Source organism: Streptomyces sp. CC0208 (assembly GCF_003443735.1).
GTDB lineage: Bacteria > Actinomycetota > Actinomycetes > Streptomycetales > Streptomycetaceae > Streptomyces > Streptomyces sviceus.
On record NZ_CP031969.1, the window covers coordinates 2450737 to 2467613 of the forward strand.

Genomic DNA, 16877 nt, shown 5'->3' on the forward strand with positions numbered 1-16877 from the left:
CGGGGATACGGCGATGGCGGCACCCGGAGAGAGTGCCGCCATCGCCGTACGGGTACCGCGTGGTGCGTCCCGTCAGGTGGACCAGAAGTGCAGGACCGCCTGGGCGTAGGCCACGCGCGGGTCCAGCTGGGCGGCGCGGACCTTGTACTTGTCGGTGATGCCGTAGAACTTCAGGGGCGCGGGACCCAGGCCGCCGCCCGCTCGCCAGACCGTGCGCGACGGCAGGTGCCAGTCGACGCCGTACCCGCCGATGAGGCTCGCCGCGTTGTAGAGCAGCGTCAGGGGCGAGAGAACGACGTACACGGCCCACGCGGCCGCGGTGCCGGGACGGCCGACCAGCCGGGTGCCGTCCGGAAGTTCCAGCTCGTACCGAGGGCGGCCGCCGCCGGTCGGCGGGTGGAGCACGGCGAGTACGGAGCCGTCGGGGGCCGTCACGGTCAGCGCGCCGGCCGGGCCCCGGGGGGCCACGACGCAGAGCGGCTTCTGGCCCGCCGGGTCCTCGTAGAGGGTGAAGTCGGTGGCGAGGCCGTCCGGCGCGCCGCCGCTCGACACCCCTCGTGCGACGTAGACGGGGTTTTGGCCCCGCACCTTGATGACACTCTGGAGGTTGAGGGCCGTGGTGCCCTGAGGGGCCTGCGCGTGCACGCCAAATACAGTCGTCATCGCCATCTCTTTCCGGTGACCGGCTTCAGCCAGGCAGGCAGTCCGTGATGCGGCAGCCCCGCCGCCGACAAGATCTGAAGGTACCCGTTGACCTGGTCGCGGGTTCCGCCGCGCACCCAGACGTGGCGGTACCAGAACGCCCGGGCCAGCAGGTACACGCTGAGCGCGAGCAGCAGCGCCACGGGGGTGCACAGGACCACGTCGGCCGCCGTGCCGGAGGCCGACCAGTCGGTGCTGCCGAGCAGGAACCAGGTCCCGACCCCCCCGGGCGCGAACAGCAGACCGCCCCACAGCCCGCGGGAGTTCATCCCGCCCAGCAGCCGGCGGTGGCGCTGGAGCATCGCCGCGACCTGCGGATCGGCCAGGTAGTCGATGCCCCGTTCGGCACCGATCGTGCGCGCCGCCTCGGGCAGGCCCGGCACCGCCGCCAGCTGCGCGGCCCTGACCTGCAACAGGTCCAGGGCCGCCGCCGGGACGGTGCCGTCGGCCGCGCTCATCCGAACACGTCTCGCACGGACTGCGCCTGCAGGGGCACGTGGACGCCGTTCGTCGCGTCTTGCGGACCGCTGGGAGGAACGTCTGCCGGCTGCTCGGGTACCGGCGCCTCGACCGGGCTCTCGCCGTGCACCTCAATGGTGTTCACGATGTTGAAGAACAGGTCGGAGTACAGGTCCCAGTCCTGCATGCACGGAGTGCTGAGTTCGAACAGAACCATCTCCGCCTCCCGGCGCAGCGGCAGGAAGACGGCGATCTTCCCGACCTCCACGTCCTCGGGACGACCGGAGTCGGTGACCTCGGCCGGGAGGGTCGTGACGTCCGCGGTGAACCGGACCACCGCCTCGCCCGCCGTGAGCCATACCGTCTCGACCTGAGCCTCTTCACCACTGAGGCCCGCGAGTTCCGCGGCGACGCTCGCGGCCGTCATCTTCCGGCCGTCGGGCACGGACTCCAGCAGAGCGCCCGTCACCGTCGCCGTGCTGCGCCGCCCGTCGAGGTCGAGGAGACAGAAGCCGGCGTAATCGACTCCGGCCTCCATCATCTCGGCGACCACCGGCAGCTGGGTCGCCGCGTACTGGAACCAGAGCTCGGGGGTGCCCTGCGGGTAGATGTCCTGGGCCAGCTCGATCAGCGCCTGACCGACCTGCTCCTCGGTCTCGTGGACGGGGAGTTCGAAGAAGGCGGGCGGCACCCGGAACGTCAGGCGCGGGGTGGCGACGACCGTGGAGTCGGCCGGGCCGCCGCCCGGAATCATGGTGCTCATCGGTTACGCCGCTCCCGCCGCAGACATGAACGCGTTGCTGGGCGGTGCGGCGGCCGCCTTGGTGTCGGCGCCGCCGCCCGAGATGAGGCCGAAGGCCAGGCCCACACCCTTGATGCCGCCCATGGTGCCGCGCATCAGCCCGCTGCCGACGTCCACCGCTTCGTCGCCGAGCCCCATCGCCTTCCCGGCCCGCGCCAGGCCCTTGTACATGAGACCGTCGGCCATGCCTCGGGCCATGTTGACCGAGGTCGCCATCTCGTCGGCGTGGGAGAAGACACCGGCGAGCCGTTCACCCGTCGCCGCGGCCCTGGCCGCCTTCGCTCCCGCGGTGATGCCCTTGACCGCTCCGATACCCGGCAGCACACCGAGCCCGGCGCCGACCCAGTCCATCACCCCGACCTTCTCGCCACGGGCCGTCTTGACGCCGTAGCCGGCGAGCGCGAGGGCGCTGGCGCCGATGGCGAGGCCGCCGAGGATCGCGCCCACGGGCGGGATCGCCATGGTCGCCAGGGAGAGGATGGACAGAACGGATCCGATCTTGGAGAACAGGTCGGCGTTGTCGGCGAGGAAGTCCGTGAAACCGTCCCAGGCGGCCTTCAGGCCGTCGCCGATCGACTCCCAGATGCTGATGTCCGGCGGCCGGTTGTTCGCGGCCTCGCGAATGGCGTTCTCGGCCTTCGCGGACTGCTCCTCCCAGTACCTGCGCAGCGCTTCGGCGTCCTGGATGAGGAGCTTGAGGTCGGTCGCCGCGTCCTGGGCCGCCTTCGAGGCGGAGTCAGCCTCCTCCGAGAGGGCCTTGGCCTGTTGCTCGGTGAGCTGCTGGAACTGGGCGCCCTCGATCTTGACGTTGACCCGGTCGACGTCGGCGTTCTTCTGGTCGAGCCGCTTGCGGGCCTCGACCGCGCGCTCCTCCAGGTTCTTGGCCTGGCGCTGCAGGGTCTCCAGTTCGTCGTGCCAGCCGCGCAGCGCCCTGGAGCAGGCCGTCATCGACTCGTGCCCCTGCTGGAGGTACTTGGGCAGCTCGCCGACCTTCTCCTGGAACTTCTTGGCGGCCTCGCCGTCCCACACACCGTCGGTCTTGCCGATGCTCACGAGCATCTCGCGCATCTCGTCGAGCTCGTCGCCGACCGTCTTGACGTCGTACGCCAGCGACTCGATCGTGTGCAGGTCGCCCTTGGCCGGGTTGAACGTCAGTCCTGGCCAGCTGGGATCGTCGAACATCCCCATCTTCTTCTCCCCGTTGTGTGCGTGTGCGAGGTGTCGTGCGTGTGCGAGGGTCTCGCGTGTGCGAGGTGTCTCAGCGGTGGTGCGGGCTACTTCTGGCTGAAGCCCTTCTGCAATTCCTGGTCGGTCGTCTGATACATCTCGACCGTCTTCTGCAGACCCTCGTGCAGGGTCTTGGAGGCGTCGGCGATCCGCTTGATGCCGTCGCCCCAGGCGTCCTGGAAGTCGTCGCAGGCGTTGTCGAGACCGTCGGTGCCAAGGCCCTTCGGGCCCACCTTGTTCAGCCGCTGCTGAGCGCCCCGCATGCGGTCGTCCACCTGGTCCAGCCTGTTGATCAGAGTCTTCATCCGATCGACATCGATCTGGAAGTCCGCCATCGCCGTGTGCCTCCCCGTAGCGTGGTCAGTGATCGCCGGTCAGACTATCGGAGCAGCAACTTCCGGCCTACCTGCCGGTGTTCGCTGTCGCCAATTTGTGGCATGCACATGCTATGCACGGTCCCACACGTGCAGGACGGCCTGCGCGTATGCCAGTCGGCGGTCCAGCCCGGGTGAGGCGAGACGGTACTTACGGCCCGTCTGGTACTCGATGGCGGTTTCCGGCCCACCCGCCTGACGCCACCGCGTCCACGTCGGGGGCTCCATCTCCCAGGCGGCTTCCTTCCTCGCCTCGCCCTTCTCCCCGAGGAGCAGCCAGATCGCTCCTTGCGCGGCCATGACCGCCCAGCACACGAAGTACAGCGGAGAGATCAGCACGAACACCGTCCACGCCTTACGGGTCCCGACCTCGGCGGCCAGTGGTTCGCCGCCCTGAGCGGGCCGCACGCTCCAGTGCACGCGGCGCGGCCAGGGCAGGGTCCGTCCGCCGCGCCGGGTGATCCGGCCGATCGGGGCGCCGTCACCGCCGTAGACCTCATAGACGCCGTCGCCGACGGACCGCACCGAGCTGAGCGGTTCACCGTTCGGGCCGCTCACGGTGAACGGCGGCCGGGCCTTGCGGCCGCCCTTGGGGGCCTCCTGGGGAACGTGCACGTACGCGAGCGGTTCGCTGTTCGTGCCGGGGCCGGCCTGCCGGATGGTGACGGTCTGCTCCCCCGGCTTGACCTTGTCGTACGTGTGCAGCCTCTTGTTGGGGACCTCGATGACGGTCTCCACCGGGACGTGGGCCTGGCCATACGGGTTCGGGGTCTGCGGTAGGTGCTGCGGCTGCCCCGGCTGCTGGGCCCGCACGGCCCATTCCTGACTGCTGTGGTTCATGGCCGCCGAACTGTCGATGCGGTGGACGATGACGATCGACAGACTCTCAAAAGCAGGTCGGTGATGTCGCGCGGCGGTCGGCGTGAACCGGTCCCTGGACCACTCGTCCACAGGACGTCCACGAGCTGTCTACACAGGACCGTCAGAAGCGGGCCTGCCACAAGTCCCGCAGCAGCGCGATCTCCGCCATGTGATGGATGAGCTCCAGGTTGGACCCCCACAACACGGAGATGTACGGCTCGTCGGGCGCGGAGCCGTACGGGTACCGGGAGAAGCCGATCGTGTCGAGTTGGTCCTCGGTGACCCGGCCCACGGCGTCGCGCCAGCGGTCGAGCAGGGACCAGAACCGCTCCTGGGCCAGGGCCGCGGAGGGGGTGAAGTCGACCAACTGGTGGGGATCGGTACGGCGTTCGCCGAAGGTCCACTCCCACTCGCCCGCGAAGCAGGAGTGGAGGTGTCCGAGTCGCCAGGCGATGGTCGTGACCGGGGAGATGTCGGGCTCCACCGGGCCGCTGTGGGCGAGGACCTCCTCGACCCGTTCGACGCTCACGCTCCAGTCCTCGGCGATCTTGGCGACGCTCATGCCGTCGGCGGCCTGCCGGGCGACCTCGGCGTACTCGCCCGCGGGGATGTCCGGGGCACCCTTGTCGATCACCCACTCGCCGGGACCGTACGCCCTGGGCGTCACCGCCTCGCTCCGGCGCCGGATCGACCAGCAGTCGGGCACCGGCTCCCAGAGGTACTCCTCGTCGCCGAGCCCTTCGAGCCGTATCTGCGCCCGCTCCCTGACGCAGTCGAACTGGTCCAGCAGGACACCTAGTCGATCGGTCCGTACGCGTCCGGTCTCCATGGCCCCGCTCCCCTCCCGCAGACGTGTCTCGCCGCGCTGACGCGGAGGGTAGCGACCGACCCGCACAGGGTGCGACGGATTTCCGAGCCCACAGGTTCCGTTCGGAAAGGTCTGCGCCAACTGAGCCTCAGATCAAGTCATGTGACACCCGCTCAACTTGTCTCCCAGATTCGATCAAAGTTACGTTGCTCCAAGAAACTTTCGAACGGGGGCCCTTGTGGGTGTAGTCCTGCCGAGCGAGCTGGATGCGGCCCTGGACCTGATAGGCATCAGCTGGCCCAACGTCGACGAGGACGACTACCGCGACATGGCCCAGGCCATGCGGGAGTTCGCCGACGACATCGAGGACGGCGCCGCGGACGCGCACCGGGCGATCACCGATCTGATCGGGACGAACGAGGGTCTGGCGATCCAGGCGCTGGAGAAGCACTGGGACCTCGTCAAGGGCAAGCATCTGACCAACCTCTCCGAAGCGGGCCGAGTGGCGGCGACCGCGCTGGACGCGGTCGCCGTGCTGATCGAGGGTGCGAAGATCGCCGCGATCGCCCAACTCGGCATCCTCGCGGCGGAGATCGCGGCCGCCATCGCCGCCGCCCCACTCACCTTCGGCCTGTCCACCCTGGGCGGTATCGCGGGTACGCAGGTCACCCGGATCGCGGTGAAGCGCATCTTCGAGGAGGTGTGCGAGGAGATCGCCGGGCGGATCATGGAGGTCGCCATGGGCCCGGTCTTCCAGGCTCTCGGCGCGATGGCGGGTGACCTGGTCCTGCAGCTGGGCGGCAACGCACTGGGGACGCAGCACGGCGTCGACCTCGGTCAGACCGCGAAGGCGGGCCGGGAAGGCCTGGACGAGGGCGTCGACAGCCTCAAGTCGGGTGGGGGCATGCAGCTGGCCAGCGCGGGCGGGGGCGCGGGCGGTTCGATGCAGCTGGCCGGTGCGGGCGGGGACGGCGGGTCGAGCAGCGGTGGCGGTGGTGGCGGCGGCGGTGGCGGTGGCGGCCAGTTCAGCATGGACCTGGAGTCCTACGACCGCGCGGGCAACGGCCTCAAGAGCGCGGGCGGCAAGATCCGCGACGGGGCCGGCAGCAAGCTGACCCGCGCGAAGTCCTCGCACGGCCGCGCCCGGGGCAAGGATCCGCTCACCAATCTCCTCGACCCCATGGTCGACGAGGTCATGGAGGGGATCGAAAAGAGCGTCAAGCGCTCCGCTTCCCACCTCGACGAGAGCATGACCAGCGGCCTGAGCCAGATGGCGAAGCGCCACAAGGGCAACGACGACGAGACCGCCCTGTCCCTGAAGCAGCTCCAGAAGGGCAACGACGGCAAGACGCCCATGTACCTCATGGGCGACGACGGCACGCTCAAGAGGCTGCGGGCGGACGGCGGGACCCACAAGCTGACCCAGGAGGACCGGGACCGCATCGGCCTCACGCTGGACGGCGACAACGCCGGCCGGCCGCTGCCGGGTGAGCCGAACCTCAAGCTCCACGGCAAGCAGCGTCCGCGTCCCCTCAGCAACTCGGAACAGGTGGAGCTCGGCAGCACACCGCTGTCCCAGGCCGTCCAGCTGGCCCGGCACTCGGACAAGAGCTACGGCAACCACAAACAGGTCAACGGACAGGACAAGTTCGAGAGCAACAACTACGCCGCCGCCCGGTTCAACAGCGCCAAGCAGGACGACGGCAACTTCGTCATGGTCGCGCGCAGTTCTGGATTCCGTCACTCCGAGCGCATGATCGGGTTCCCGGTCCTCAGGGACGGCGCCGGTGGCCGTATGACCGAGCTGTACACGGAAAGAGCTCCCTGTTCGTCCGCGCCGAACTGCAGCGCGTGGATGAAGGAGAGACTCTCGCACGTCGATGTCACCCACAGCATCGATTACGGAAACACCAAGGAATCCAGAGCCCAGGGCAACGCGGAAATGATGGATTATCTGGACCGCCTCAAGGCGAACCGGCATAAATAGGCACATGCTAGCATCGGGCACTCCGATCATTCGCAAGGCAGGCAGGTCACGAGATGACGTCCCCCATCGACCGGGAGACCCTGGAATCCGAGTTCGATCCGGAGGAGCTCACCACCTTTTCCGCGGCGGCGGTGGCGACCATCCGGCACGAGCCCAGTGCGGACTTTCTTCGCAATGTCGGCATTCCCGCCCGGCCGAATCCCTGGTTCGACCTCGTGGACGGCTCCCCGGAGCAGGCCAGGACGCTCGGCGACGCCTACGACGACCTCCGCGAGCGGTGGACGGATCTGCCCGAAGGCGCCGAGGGCTGGCTCCTGCTGGGCATGGTGCCCTATGACGACATCGCCCTGGACGGTGTCTCAGGGGTCGTGTACTGCCTTCCGGGCGACGAATCAGAGATCTATCCACTGAACAAGGACCTCCCCTCCTTCGCTAACTTTCTCTATCTGCTGGAGAAGGAACGCCCGAACTACGACTTCGATTCGGAACTCGACAATATCGACCCGGAGAGCGCGGCGGCCCGTCTCGCCGAGCAAATGCGGGAAATCGACCCGGCCGCTCTTGCGGTGACCAATTCCCGCTGGCACGACATCCTTGAATATGTCGCCGAACCCGAGGCGAGGTAATGGCGATGAATGGCCGCGATATGAATGACAGCGACATCCGGCGCATCGGAGACCTCACCCTCCCCCTGAGCGTCGGCCCGTACTTCGTGACGGCCGGGTCCGACCCCGTACCGCTGCAGGAGTTCGCCGAGTCCGTCGGCCGTACGGTAGTGCTGGAGGAGTGCCGGGAGTGGGCACGGTTCGGGTCGGACCGCGGGTTCGAGATCTGTGCCGACCAGAAGGGCGTCGTACGCGCCGTACTCCTCGACTGGACCGAGGAGTCGCGGTTCGTGAACGCGACGGCGGAAGCCTTCGCCGAGTCGCTCACCGCGCTCGACCAGGCCCTCGCCGTGATCCTCGGCACCGAGGTGCCGCAGGTGGCCGCCGCCGCGTACGCGGAGTTGGAGCAGCGGCTGCGGACCCTCGACCCGGGGGCGTTCGAGGGGCGGGAGCACTGGTGGCCCCTCGTCCTCGACGACATCCGGGACACCGCGAGCGCGGAGTGGTTCACCGCCTTCGAGATCCTCAACGACCAGGGCGAGAAGCAGATCGTCACGCAGGCCGGTGACATCGGCGTCCACCCGGAGGAGCGGCTGTGGGCCCGGCTGCGGGCCGCGGGCGTGCAGCCGGAGCAAGTGCTGCGTGTCCACACCGAGTTGGAGGCCTGCTTCCTGCCGGGGCACTACTGCTCCCTGTGGCTCGGGCAGGTCTTCCCCGAGGCGCAACTGACACACAACTTCCCCTACGGGGAGACCGCCGAGTCCCGCGCCGAGGGCATCCGGCAACTGCGTGAGGCAGCGGCCCAGCAGCCGCAGTAGAGGGGATGCAGCACATCATGACCGTCGGTACCGTCACGCCGGACCTCGCCTCCTGGCCGCCATTGGACGACGACAAGCGGGCTCCGGGGCAGCAGTTGCTTCACTGGGCTGCCGACGGTGACGGGCCGCGGCTGTGTCTGGTGCGGGGCGCGGAGGGCAGCGGCAAGAGCGCACTGCTGGCGTGGCTCCTGGCCGGGACCGTCGGCCGGCCGGGGCTCACCGTCCATGCCACCGTGCCGTCCGAGGGGCTGACGACCGAGAGCTTCGCCTGGGAACTGGGGCGCCAGCTCGGCTACGGCCTCCTCTCCCCCGACCGTCTGCTCGACCAAGTCGGCGCGGACGAGCGGCCGTTGCTGCTACTCGTACCCGATCTGCACCGGGCCGGGGCGGGCCCCGCCGATCTGCCGTCGGCGGCACCGGAGACGCTGGTCGCCGAGCTGCTGGAGCCCCTGCTGGCGATTCCCCATCTGCGCGCGGCCGTTGAGGTCGGGACGTCGGGGCTGCTGGCGGCACACGGTGGCGTCGAGGTCGTGGACCTGGGGGAAGGCGGCAGCCACGGCACCGGACAGGACTCGTACGCCGAGCTCGTCGCCGCCGTCCCGCGCACGGCCGACGCTCGTCCCGACTGGTCCCGGGCGCCTGACGCGGTGCGCCGCCGCATCCTCGACGCGGCGCTGCGCACCGATGACCAAGGAGCCGCCGTGCGCGGCCTGTTGGCGGACCCCGGGTTCCTGGTGCACGGCTCGGCCACCGCGCTCACGGCCGCCCTCGCCGACGAGCGCATCCCGGTGCCCGGACGGCTGCGCGAGGTGTGGAGGCGTGCCGCACCGGAGTTGACGGCTTATCACACCGACAGCGCCGAACGTGCCGCTCTGCTGCATGCCGCGGCGGTCGGCACGGACCCGGACCTCACGGAGTACCTGCGGCCGCTCGCCGGGCAGCACTGGTGGTCGACGGTGTGGGCCCGGCGGGACGTCCCCGTGAGCGCGCCGGCCCTGGTACCGGGCGGCGAGGAGCGAAAGCTGCTGGCCTCGGATCCGGCGGGGCGGCTGCGGACGTACGACGTGGGGAGCGGCGCGTCACTCGGAACGTCCGGAGGGGGCGCGGCCGGGCTCGGCGCGTCCATCGGGACCGTGTCCGAGGGTACCGTGTCCGACGGCACCGTGTCCGACGGCACCGTGCCGACGATCGTCCACCCGGCCTCCGTACGGCCGCGGTCCATAGCCCCTCGTGACGCCCGGTCGGCGCTGCTGCTCGACCGGTCCGACGCGCTGCTGCCGCTCGTGACCGAGGACGACCCGACCGCCGCGTTCGCGCTCGAGCGCATCGCCGAGCACCACGGTTCGGCCGCGCTCGCCGAGGAGGACTCGCTGGTCACCGCGCTCGGCAGCGGCGGCACCCGGAGGCCGTACGCCGTCGTCGGAGACCGGGGTGGCACGGTCCACGTGTGGTCCTTGGGCGAGTACCAGGACGTCCCGCGCTCCTGCCGTGTGCACGAGCAGCCGGTCACCGCCGTCACCTGCGTCGACACCGCCGACGGGCTGACCCTCACCTTCAGTGCCGGGGCGGACGGCTCGGTGCGGCTGTGGGAGACCTCGGCCGAGCCGATGCCGGTGCCGGTGCAGCAGCGCCGGTACCGGGCCACCGCGCTCAGCGCGGCGGACACTCCCGCCGGTCCGGTGCTCGCCGTGGCCTGGAGCGACGGCGAGCTGCATCTGTGGCACGTCTTCTCCGGCAGGGTGCGGGTGCTGCCCTGGCTGCGGGGCTGCGACGCCCTCGCCCTCACCCCCGAGGGTCTGCTGGTCCTCGCCGACTCCGAGGGACTGTCCGCCGTACGGCTGCGGTTGGATGTGCTCTGGGAGCAGTGATCGAGGCCGCCCAGCCGCGGTCGTAGTTATGGGTGGCCCTGGCCACCCCCGGCTGAGGCGCGCGAGTCGGTGCTCAGCCGACCACGGGCGGAAAGCTGGTCACCCCCTGTCTGACCCTGCTGCGTCGCCGCCGTCATCCAGCCTCGAGAACCCATACACGGTGAAAGTGACGAGGAGCACCAGTACGCCCCCCACGGCGGTCCACACCCGCCAGGCGCCGCTGTCCGGCACGAGCAGCAGCACGGTCAGACACCCGAGCGCCACCGTGATGCCTTCGAGGAGGAGTACGGACGCGGTCGCGAGCCAGCCGGTGCCGAGGTCGAGGAGCTGGACGCGGCGCTCGGGGTCGGGATGCGGGGTGTCCATCACGTCCGCCTCCGTCACCTGCTCCGCCACCTGCATGGGGACCGCGCCCGGCAGCTGCCAGCCGTCGTCGCCGACGAGTTCGGCGAGTACGTCCCGGCCTCGGCGCCGGCGCGGATGCCAGAGCAACCAGCCCTGCGCGCCGGTCAGGACCGCACCTGCCGAGTCACCGGCCATCTGGGAGTGGAAGGGCACCTGCTGATCGCGGCCCTCCAGGACGAGGCAGCGCAGGGTGCGGGTGTTGTCCCGGCGCTTCTTCTCGTCGGCCGCCTCCGGACTGCCGGCCGGGGGCGCGTCGGTGTGCTGGACGGTTCCGGTGACGGAGACACGCAGCGCTTTCCAGTCGGAGCCGACGGTGCTCGGGGGACGACGCACGCTTTCCTTCCGCCACCAGTAGATGAGCGGACCGAGCGTCGCCAGGGCCCAGAATCCCGCGATCGTCCACGCATCACCGAACTGGACGGCCCGCCCGTCGAGTTGTCGCTCCACGTCCTCACGTTGATCGTCGCCGATGGCGCCGAGTTCGGGGTGGGTGGGGGCGTAGGCGACGTAGAGTTCGCTGCCGACGCTCAGTCGCCGTTTGGTGGCCGCCTGGAACGTGGCGGGCACGTCACGTCCCCCGGTCGGTGACGGGAGCAGGACGGTGAGGTCGGACGTGGCGGCGGCGAAACGGCTGCTCCCCTCCGCGGCCTCGTTGTCGACCTTCACGACGCGACGCTGCTCGATCACCACGTCCGCCTCGGCAAGCAAGGAGCTCGTGCCCGTCCCCCGCGCGTCAGCTGCCGCCAGCGTCACCCACAGGGCCAGCAGCGTGGGAACGGCGACCATCGCACCTGCGCGTCGAGCCGACAACCAGCGCGTGCCGTTCAACTGCGACGGCACCGTCCCCTCGTCCCGGCCAGGCGTCACCGAAGCTGCCTGTACGGCCCACCGGTAGGTCTCGCGGCGAGACCTACCGCCACCACGCACGGCGCTCGCGCCCAGGATGACCAGACAGGAGACCAGCAAGGCGAGCGAGCACCACAGGACAGCCGACCGAACCAGCGAGGCTCCCAGGAAGAGCCACGTGGCGGTCAGCGCCACGAGGGCGAGCGGAACTGCTGCGGCGACGAACCTTCCACATCGCGGGAAGAGCTGGAAGTCGACGACGTCGACTGCTCCGTGCGCGCTCTTGTCCATGGTCCACTCACGGTTCACCCGAACGCTCCGTAGCGCCGTGTGTCAGGCCGCTCCCGCAGCTCCCTACCATCGTCCTTCGCGTCCTTCCGGGCGTCAGTGGCCGCACCGGGTCTGTCCCTTGCGGCTTCCGCGTTGGGGTCGCCGTTGACCGCCCCGTCGAGTTGCTTTGAGACGTTGCCTCCGATGCCGAGGCCCAAGCTGATGGGGGCGTTCGTGGCCACATCGCCGACCAGACCATGCGTCGCCGAGAGGGTCCGGCCGTCCGTGGCCCGGTGGACGGCCGCGGCGCCCGCTCCTCCGGTCAGACCTCCGGCCAGTGCTCCGAGTGCCAGCTGAGATCCGTCGAATTGTTGCTTGCCCAGAGAATTGTTGACCGCGTCCCCGGTGACCGAGGAAAGAATTCCCACCGTCGCGCCGTCCACAGCGTTCGCCATCACACCTCCGCCCAGTGCCGACGCCAGATGGCCCGCCAGGTACTTGCCGCCCAGGGCGCCCACAACACCGTTGACGGCATTGCTCTGATACTCGGGGCCGCTGCCGGTGGCCAGGCTCGTGAGGATGCCCGTACCGGTCCCAGCACCCCACTGCACCCCCAGCTCCACAACCAGCCGCCACCCCGCATTCCCCCTTGCCAGCCCGCGCACGAACCGGAATACACGAGCGGCAGCGTTCAGCAGTCGGCCCAACTTCGACGCGGCTTCGGCGGCCTGGGCCGCAAGGCGGAGGGCGTTGGCTGCTCCGGCGGGGGCAGAGAAGCCCAGTGTGACGAAGGAGAGCGCGGCGGACGCGGCGATGGACACACCGATCTCGAGGTAGATCTGGTGGATCTCGCTGTTGATCTCCTCGATGTTGTCGGCCGCCTCTTCGAGCCCCTTCGCCGCCTGTCCGAACAGCGGCACGGTCTCGTGGACGGTGTCACCGATCTTCTTCCAGTACGCCCCGAAGGCATCCGCGGACTCCCCGCGCCAGTGCTCGCAGAGGGCACGCTGAACCTGCCGGTCGAGCCCGCCGAACGCCTCCGCGAGCTCCTCCCCCATCGTCCGCCACCCCTTGGCCGCCGCCCGCAGCACATCAGGACGGCCTCCTGGGTTCACGAGCTCGATCCCGGCTTCGTACACCTTCTCGGCGAGGCTTTCCCCGCTCACGTCCGGCCGCCCTTGAACAACCCGGCGAGGGCGTCATCCGTGGCCGCGGAGTTCTCCGCGTTGCCCTTGAGAGCCTGGCTCACCTCATCGAAGTGCCGAGCCAGATGCCCCAGCGACTCGGCCATCTCCGAGGCGAGTTCGATGTATGTCGACGTCACCTCCTCGGATTCCGTGAGAAACCCGAAGCCGTCGTGGATCTGCTCAGTCCCTGCCGCCCCCTCAAACCCTCTGACGGCACAGGCCAAGTCATACGCCCGCGTCCCGAACGCCTTGGCCAGTTTGGCCATTTCCTGCGGGTCAACAAAGAAGTCACCGGACATGCGCCGCTCCGCACCCCTCACCCTCCGAGATCTTGACGTGCACTTCCGCAACCTCGTACGGACCGAAGAGTCACGGAGCTGCACACGATGGAGGGACGGCGTCAACTACCCACCAGGAAGCGTTCCTTCTCCTGCATCCCCGGCCGGGCACACCTAAAGCGGCCTCAACAGCAGGCCTGCCGCAGCCCACCCCCTAGATGACGGAAACGTGGTCCCGTCGTACGACGTCGCTGGAGGTTTTCGTCGACACCACCAGCGTGCCGGAGAACATCCCTCAGCAGACGCGTCCGGTCCCGGCACTCGGGTACAGAAGCTGAAATCCGCAGTACCCAGAACCCGCACGGCAAGCGCCACCACGGAACCGATCAGTCAGCGACCGCCATTCTTGGACCGGAGTCGCCGAAAACTCCGGCCGCCAAGCCCACATCGCTCTCAGCCACCCGAAGCGTTCGGTGAGGCCGATCCTGATGCCGCTGGCGCAGGGGACTCCGAGCACTTGAAGACATCGTCACCGAGGTAGCTGGTGGCAACGGTCAGGGCGGAGACAAAGGCCTTGGTCAGCGAGTCGTCGAGGGGCCGCGCCGGGGGCGGCTCCTTCACCTCGATCTCCAGCATGGCGTGATCCCTCGTCTCCTCTCCCGGAATGGCGCAGGGAAGAGCCAGCCATGCCCGGTTCTGGTGCACGTCTCCCTTGGCGACCCGCACCTTGGTCGTCTCCAGGTAACCGGTGACCGCCCCGATCTTGAAGGTCTTGACGGTGGAGGGGCCCGGGGACCTGTATTTGTCGAGGTTGTCCAAGCGCCAGAGGTAATCGATCTGCACGGAGTGCTTCTCGCCGTAGACGTAGCATCTGCCGCCCGCGGTCCACTCCTTGGGATGGAAGTCGTGGGTCTCTTCGGACGTCACGCCACCGTCACCCGTGAGCGTGCCGAAGGCTTCGCTGCGGAGCTTGCCGTCGCACACGGATGTACTGCGGTCCTCCGTCTTGTCGTCACTTCCGCTGCTGCAGCCGGACATGACCAGCGTGGCCGTGACGACTGCGGCGAGCGGCCAGAGCTTTCGCCGTACACCGGAGAAGGCACGTGATTCAGGAAGGCCGTGCACTGTCTTAATCACCGTCCGCTCGTCGAAGAGTTCCACGTGGTTCCAGCGGCGTATCCGTCCTCCGAGGCCCGCGCCGCGGATTCGGCATAGACATTGATGTCCTTCTCGGACACCTGCAGGCCGGAGTGTGCGATGGCCTGGCGCAGCGACTCCGCGCTCGAGGACCGCACCCCTGCCCTGCCTTCGGCATACCGTTCGCGCGCCTCGTGCTGGGCCTCGTCGACCGTGTCCTGCTGAACCTGCTCCACCACGAGCGCCTGGATGTCCTCGACGGCCCAGCCCGCGATCGTTCCCACGATGGGGACGGCGGTGCTGGTCGCCGCTCCGACAGCCATGCCCAGACCACGGCCCGCCCACTTGTCGCCCACCGCGACAGCGTCGTTGAAATCCTTGTCGGAGGCCGAGTGTTCATCGAAGATGGCCTGGTCACGAGCGTCACTGAGGATGCCGGCCACCACACCGCCGGGGTGAGCGACGTTCTCCATCGCGGTGGCGATGTCCGACGGGTTGCTCTCGGCCACCCGCTGCATCCAAATGGCCGTGTTGGCCTGCGAAGCCTCAGTGATCGCGACATAGGCATCCGGATCTCGGCCTACCGTCCCGAGGAACGGCTGGAGGGTGGCCGTGTCCAGGTTGGCCTCCGCGCCGAAGGACTTGATCGTGCCCTGCTCGTTGCCCATGGCGGCCTGCACGTCCGCCATGTACTCGGCCGTCATGTTCCCCAGGCTGTCGCGCAGCGCGTCCCGGGGCGAGTCGCTGGCCAGGCCGGGATCGCCGCCGATGGTGTCGACGACCTCCTTCATCAGGGCCGCGCGCTCGGGCGTGTGCTTCACGGGAGCACCGTCGTCATCGAAGGCACGGCCCGAGGTGGCGGATTCCATGGCGTGGCCGAGGTTGTTGTAACCGCTGGGGTTCCCGGGGTCGCCCGTGTAGCCGGGGCCTTCGGGCCAGTGCCGGTCCTTCAGCAGGTAGTCCAGGTGATCGACCTTCTCGCCGTCGATGGTGGCGTCGGAGGTGAGGAACTCGGTGGAGGCGTCCGGGTTGTGCCCCAGCGCGTCCATGAACCCCGCCATCGGATCGAGCGCCCCGATGTTCGTCGTGCCCAGCGTCCGCGGGTAGCCCCAGTAGGCGTCCGGGTTCTGCCCGGCGTTGGCGCCGTTCTTCTCCGCGGTGATCAGGGCGTCGCCGTAGTCCTGGAGGAAGTCCTTGTCCCACTTGCCCTCGCTCATCAGGCTGCTGGTGAGCTGGTAGCCGCTGAGCCCGTACGGGGACTCGGTGGGGTTGGCGTTGAAGTCGCGCTGGCCGGCCTTGAGGAGGTCGTTCTGGAACTTGGTGATCTCGGGGTCGGGGCCGCCCTTGCGGTGGTCGTCCGAGGTGGTCGCCGTGCCGATGGTGGTGCCCAAGTTCGCCTTGAGCTGCTTGAGTTGGGCCAGTTGCTCCTTGGAGAGCGTGGTGCCGGCCGGAGGGCTCACGAGCTCGTTGTACTTGCTCAGCATGTTCTCGCCGCCGGTCTTGATCGCGAAGTCCCTCGAGAACTCGGGGTCGTTCTTGTTGGCGGAGAGCAGCAGGTTGAGCTTGGTGATCTCGGCGTCGGAGAGCCGGCCCTTCTTGTTCATCAGGGCGGACGCCTGGTCGGCCTCGACGGAGTCGAGCGTGGTGTAGACGCTGGTGTTGAAGGACTGGCTGTCGCCGTTGGCGTCGCGTTCCAGAGCCGAACTGGCAGCCTCGTCGGCGGCGGTGGCCACCTCCAGGACCCGCGTCAGCCGGGAGACGAGCGAGTCCAGCTTCTTCTTGCGTTCCTCGGCGAGACCCGGCGAGGCGGAGGCGGTCGGGCTGTCCTGGCGCGGGTCGACGTCCTCGACGCGGCCGTCGTCGTAGACCTTGTAGTGGTCGTTGCGTGCTTCGTCCAGCAGAGCGTGCAACTGCTTCTGGGAGGCGTCGAATTCGCCGTGCGCGTCCAGCAGCAGCTTGGCTATGCGCTCCGCCTCGGTGGCGGCGTTCTCGTACTCCGTGCGCGCCTTGCCCATGGTGACGAAGGCGGCATCGGCCGCGTCCCCGTCCCAGTGGCCCTTGAGGTGGTTGACGACCCGCTGCTCGAACTCCTGCTGCAACGCCTCGTACTTGGCCGGCAAGGCCTTCCAGGAGGCGGCGGCATCGGCCAGCGGGCCGAGGTCGGCCTTGTCGAGGTAGGGGATGGAGACCATGTGCGACTGCTCCTTGTGAGGGGGTTCAGGTCCGGCTCGATGGGCTCACCC

General features: G+C 69.0%; 16 protein-coding genes. 4 read left to right on the forward strand and 12 right to left on the reverse strand.

Annotated features, from left to right (window positions below; genetic code table 11):
- Positions 1-72: 72 nt before the first annotated feature.
- The 7 genes from D1369_RS10950 to D1369_RS10980 form a co-directional block, all read right to left on the reverse strand.
- Positions 73-663 carry a hypothetical protein gene (locus D1369_RS10950; protein ID WP_202477101.1) on the reverse strand — a complete coding sequence of 197 codons (591 nt, stop codon included), beginning with the start codon at positions 661-663 and terminating at the stop codon, positions 73-75.
- Positions 660-1160, reverse strand: a complete 501-nt coding sequence (locus tag D1369_RS10955) for a hypothetical protein (protein ID WP_007385091.1) — start codon at positions 1158-1160, stop codon at positions 660-662. Before D1369_RS10955 ends, D1369_RS10950 begins: the two co-directional genes overlap by 4 nt.
- A complete protein-coding gene (locus D1369_RS10960; protein WP_007385090.1) occupies positions 1157-1924 on the reverse strand; it encodes a hypothetical protein in 768 nt (255 codons plus the stop codon). The genes D1369_RS10955 and D1369_RS10960 overlap by 4 nt, the downstream gene beginning before the upstream one ends.
- 3 nt (positions 1925-1927) lie before the next feature.
- The gene (locus tag D1369_RS10965; RefSeq protein ID WP_237557676.1) at positions 1928-3145 is read right to left on the reverse strand and encodes a putative T7SS-secreted protein; all 1218 of its coding nucleotides are present in this window, start codon (positions 3143-3145) and stop codon (positions 1928-1930) included.
- Positions 3146-3237: 92 nt separating this feature from the next.
- Positions 3238-3525 carry a type VII secretion target gene (locus D1369_RS10970; RefSeq protein ID WP_007385088.1) on the reverse strand — a complete coding sequence of 96 codons (288 nt, stop codon included), beginning with the start codon at positions 3523-3525 and terminating at the stop codon, positions 3238-3240.
- A gap of 111 nt (positions 3526-3636) precedes the next feature.
- Positions 3637-4404, reverse strand: a complete 768-nt coding sequence (locus tag D1369_RS10975; RefSeq protein ID WP_106433635.1) for a hypothetical protein — start codon at positions 4402-4404, stop codon at positions 3637-3639.
- 142 nt (positions 4405-4546) lie between these two features.
- Positions 4547-5254: a DinB family protein gene (locus D1369_RS10980; RefSeq protein WP_007385086.1), complete on the reverse strand. Its 708-nt coding sequence runs from the start codon at positions 5252-5254 to the stop codon at positions 4547-4549.
- Between the two features lie 217 nt (positions 5255-5471).
- Between D1369_RS10980 and D1369_RS10985 the strand changes: the two genes are divergently transcribed.
- From D1369_RS10985 to D1369_RS11000, 4 genes are read left to right on the forward strand one after another with little or no spacing between them, the layout of a single operon-like run.
- Entirely contained in the window at positions 5472-7220 is a 1749-nt protein-coding gene (locus tag D1369_RS10985) for a nucleic acid/nucleotide deaminase domain-containing protein (RefSeq protein ID WP_007385085.1), read from the forward strand.
- Between the two features lie 53 nt (positions 7221-7273).
- A complete protein-coding gene (locus D1369_RS10990) occupies positions 7274-7846 on the forward strand; it encodes an SUKH-4 family immunity protein (protein WP_007385084.1) in 573 nt (190 codons plus the stop codon).
- A 20-nt stretch (positions 7847-7866) separates the two neighbouring features.
- Positions 7867-8643 carry a nucleic acid/nucleotide deaminase domain-containing protein gene (locus D1369_RS10995; RefSeq protein WP_037901593.1) on the forward strand — a complete coding sequence of 259 codons (777 nt, stop codon included), beginning with the start codon at positions 7867-7869 and terminating at the stop codon, positions 8641-8643.
- Between the two features lie 17 nt (positions 8644-8660).
- Positions 8661-10511, forward strand: a complete 1851-nt coding sequence (locus D1369_RS11000; protein WP_240436067.1) for a hypothetical protein — start codon at positions 8661-8663, stop codon at positions 10509-10511.
- Positions 10512-10610: 99 nt separating this feature from the next.
- Here D1369_RS11000 and D1369_RS11005 read toward each other — a convergent pair whose 3' ends face one another.
- From D1369_RS11005 to D1369_RS11025, 5 genes are all read right to left on the reverse strand, one after another.
- Positions 10611-12071 (reverse strand): hypothetical protein, encoded by a 1461-nt coding sequence (locus D1369_RS11005; RefSeq protein ID WP_007385081.1) that lies wholly within the window; start codon positions 12069-12071, stop codon positions 10611-10613.
- Entirely contained in the window at positions 12068-13198 is a 1131-nt protein-coding gene (locus tag D1369_RS11010) for a WXG100 family type VII secretion target (RefSeq protein WP_007385080.1), read from the reverse strand. The genes D1369_RS11005 and D1369_RS11010 overlap by 4 nt, the downstream gene beginning before the upstream one ends.
- A complete protein-coding gene (locus D1369_RS11015; RefSeq protein WP_007385079.1) occupies positions 13195-13518 on the reverse strand; it encodes a hypothetical protein in 324 nt (107 codons plus the stop codon). Before D1369_RS11015 ends, D1369_RS11010 begins: the two co-directional genes overlap by 4 nt.
- A 432-nt stretch (positions 13519-13950) precedes the next feature.
- Positions 13951-14634 carry a hypothetical protein gene (locus D1369_RS11020; protein ID WP_237557675.1) on the reverse strand — a complete coding sequence of 228 codons (684 nt, stop codon included), beginning with the start codon at positions 14632-14634 and terminating at the stop codon, positions 13951-13953.
- The gene (locus D1369_RS11025) at positions 14631-16826 is read right to left on the reverse strand and encodes a DUF6571 family protein (protein ID WP_007385077.1); all 2196 of its coding nucleotides are present in this window, start codon (positions 16824-16826) and stop codon (positions 14631-14633) included. The genes D1369_RS11020 and D1369_RS11025 overlap by 4 nt, the downstream gene beginning before the upstream one ends.
- Between the last annotated feature and the right edge of the window lie 51 nt (positions 16827-16877).

Excerpts from the sequence above, each read along its gene's own strand:
- D1369_RS10950 (WP_202477101.1), bottom strand. The coding sequence starts at position 663 with ATGACGACTGTATTTGGCGTGCACGCGCAGGCCCCTCAGGGCACCACG.
- D1369_RS10955 (WP_007385091.1), bottom strand. The coding sequence starts at position 1,160 with ATGAGCGCGGCCGACGGCACCGTCCCGGCGGCGGCCCTGGACCTGTTG.
- D1369_RS10960 (WP_007385090.1), bottom strand. The coding sequence starts at position 1,924 with ATGAGCACCATGATTCCGGGCGGCGGCCCGGCCGACTCCACGGTCGTC.
- D1369_RS10965 (WP_237557676.1), bottom strand. The coding sequence starts at position 3,145 with ATGTTCGACGATCCCAGCTGGCCAGGACTGACGTTCAACCCGGCCAAG.
- D1369_RS10970 (WP_007385088.1), bottom strand. The coding sequence starts at position 3,525 with ATGGCGGACTTCCAGATCGATGTCGATCGGATGAAGACTCTGATCAAC.
- D1369_RS10975 (WP_106433635.1), bottom strand. The coding sequence starts at position 4,404 with ATGAACCACAGCAGTCAGGAATGGGCCGTGCGGGCCCAGCAGCCGGGG.
- D1369_RS10980 (WP_007385086.1), bottom strand. The coding sequence starts at position 5,254 with ATGGAGACCGGACGCGTACGGACCGATCGACTAGGTGTCCTGCTGGAC.
- D1369_RS10990 (WP_007385084.1), top strand. The coding sequence starts at position 7,274 with ATGACGTCCCCCATCGACCGGGAGACCCTGGAATCCGAGTTCGATCCG.
- D1369_RS10995 (WP_037901593.1), top strand. The coding sequence starts at position 7,867 with ATGAATGACAGCGACATCCGGCGCATCGGAGACCTCACCCTCCCCCTG.
- D1369_RS11000 (WP_240436067.1), top strand. The coding sequence starts at position 8,661 with ATGACCGTCGGTACCGTCACGCCGGACCTCGCCTCCTGGCCGCCATTG.
- D1369_RS11015 (WP_007385079.1), bottom strand. The coding sequence starts at position 13,518 with ATGTCCGGTGACTTCTTTGTTGACCCGCAGGAAATGGCCAAACTGGCC.
- D1369_RS11025 (WP_007385077.1), bottom strand. The coding sequence starts at position 16,826 with ATGGTCTCCATCCCCTACCTCGACAAGGCCGACCTCGGCCCGCTGGCC.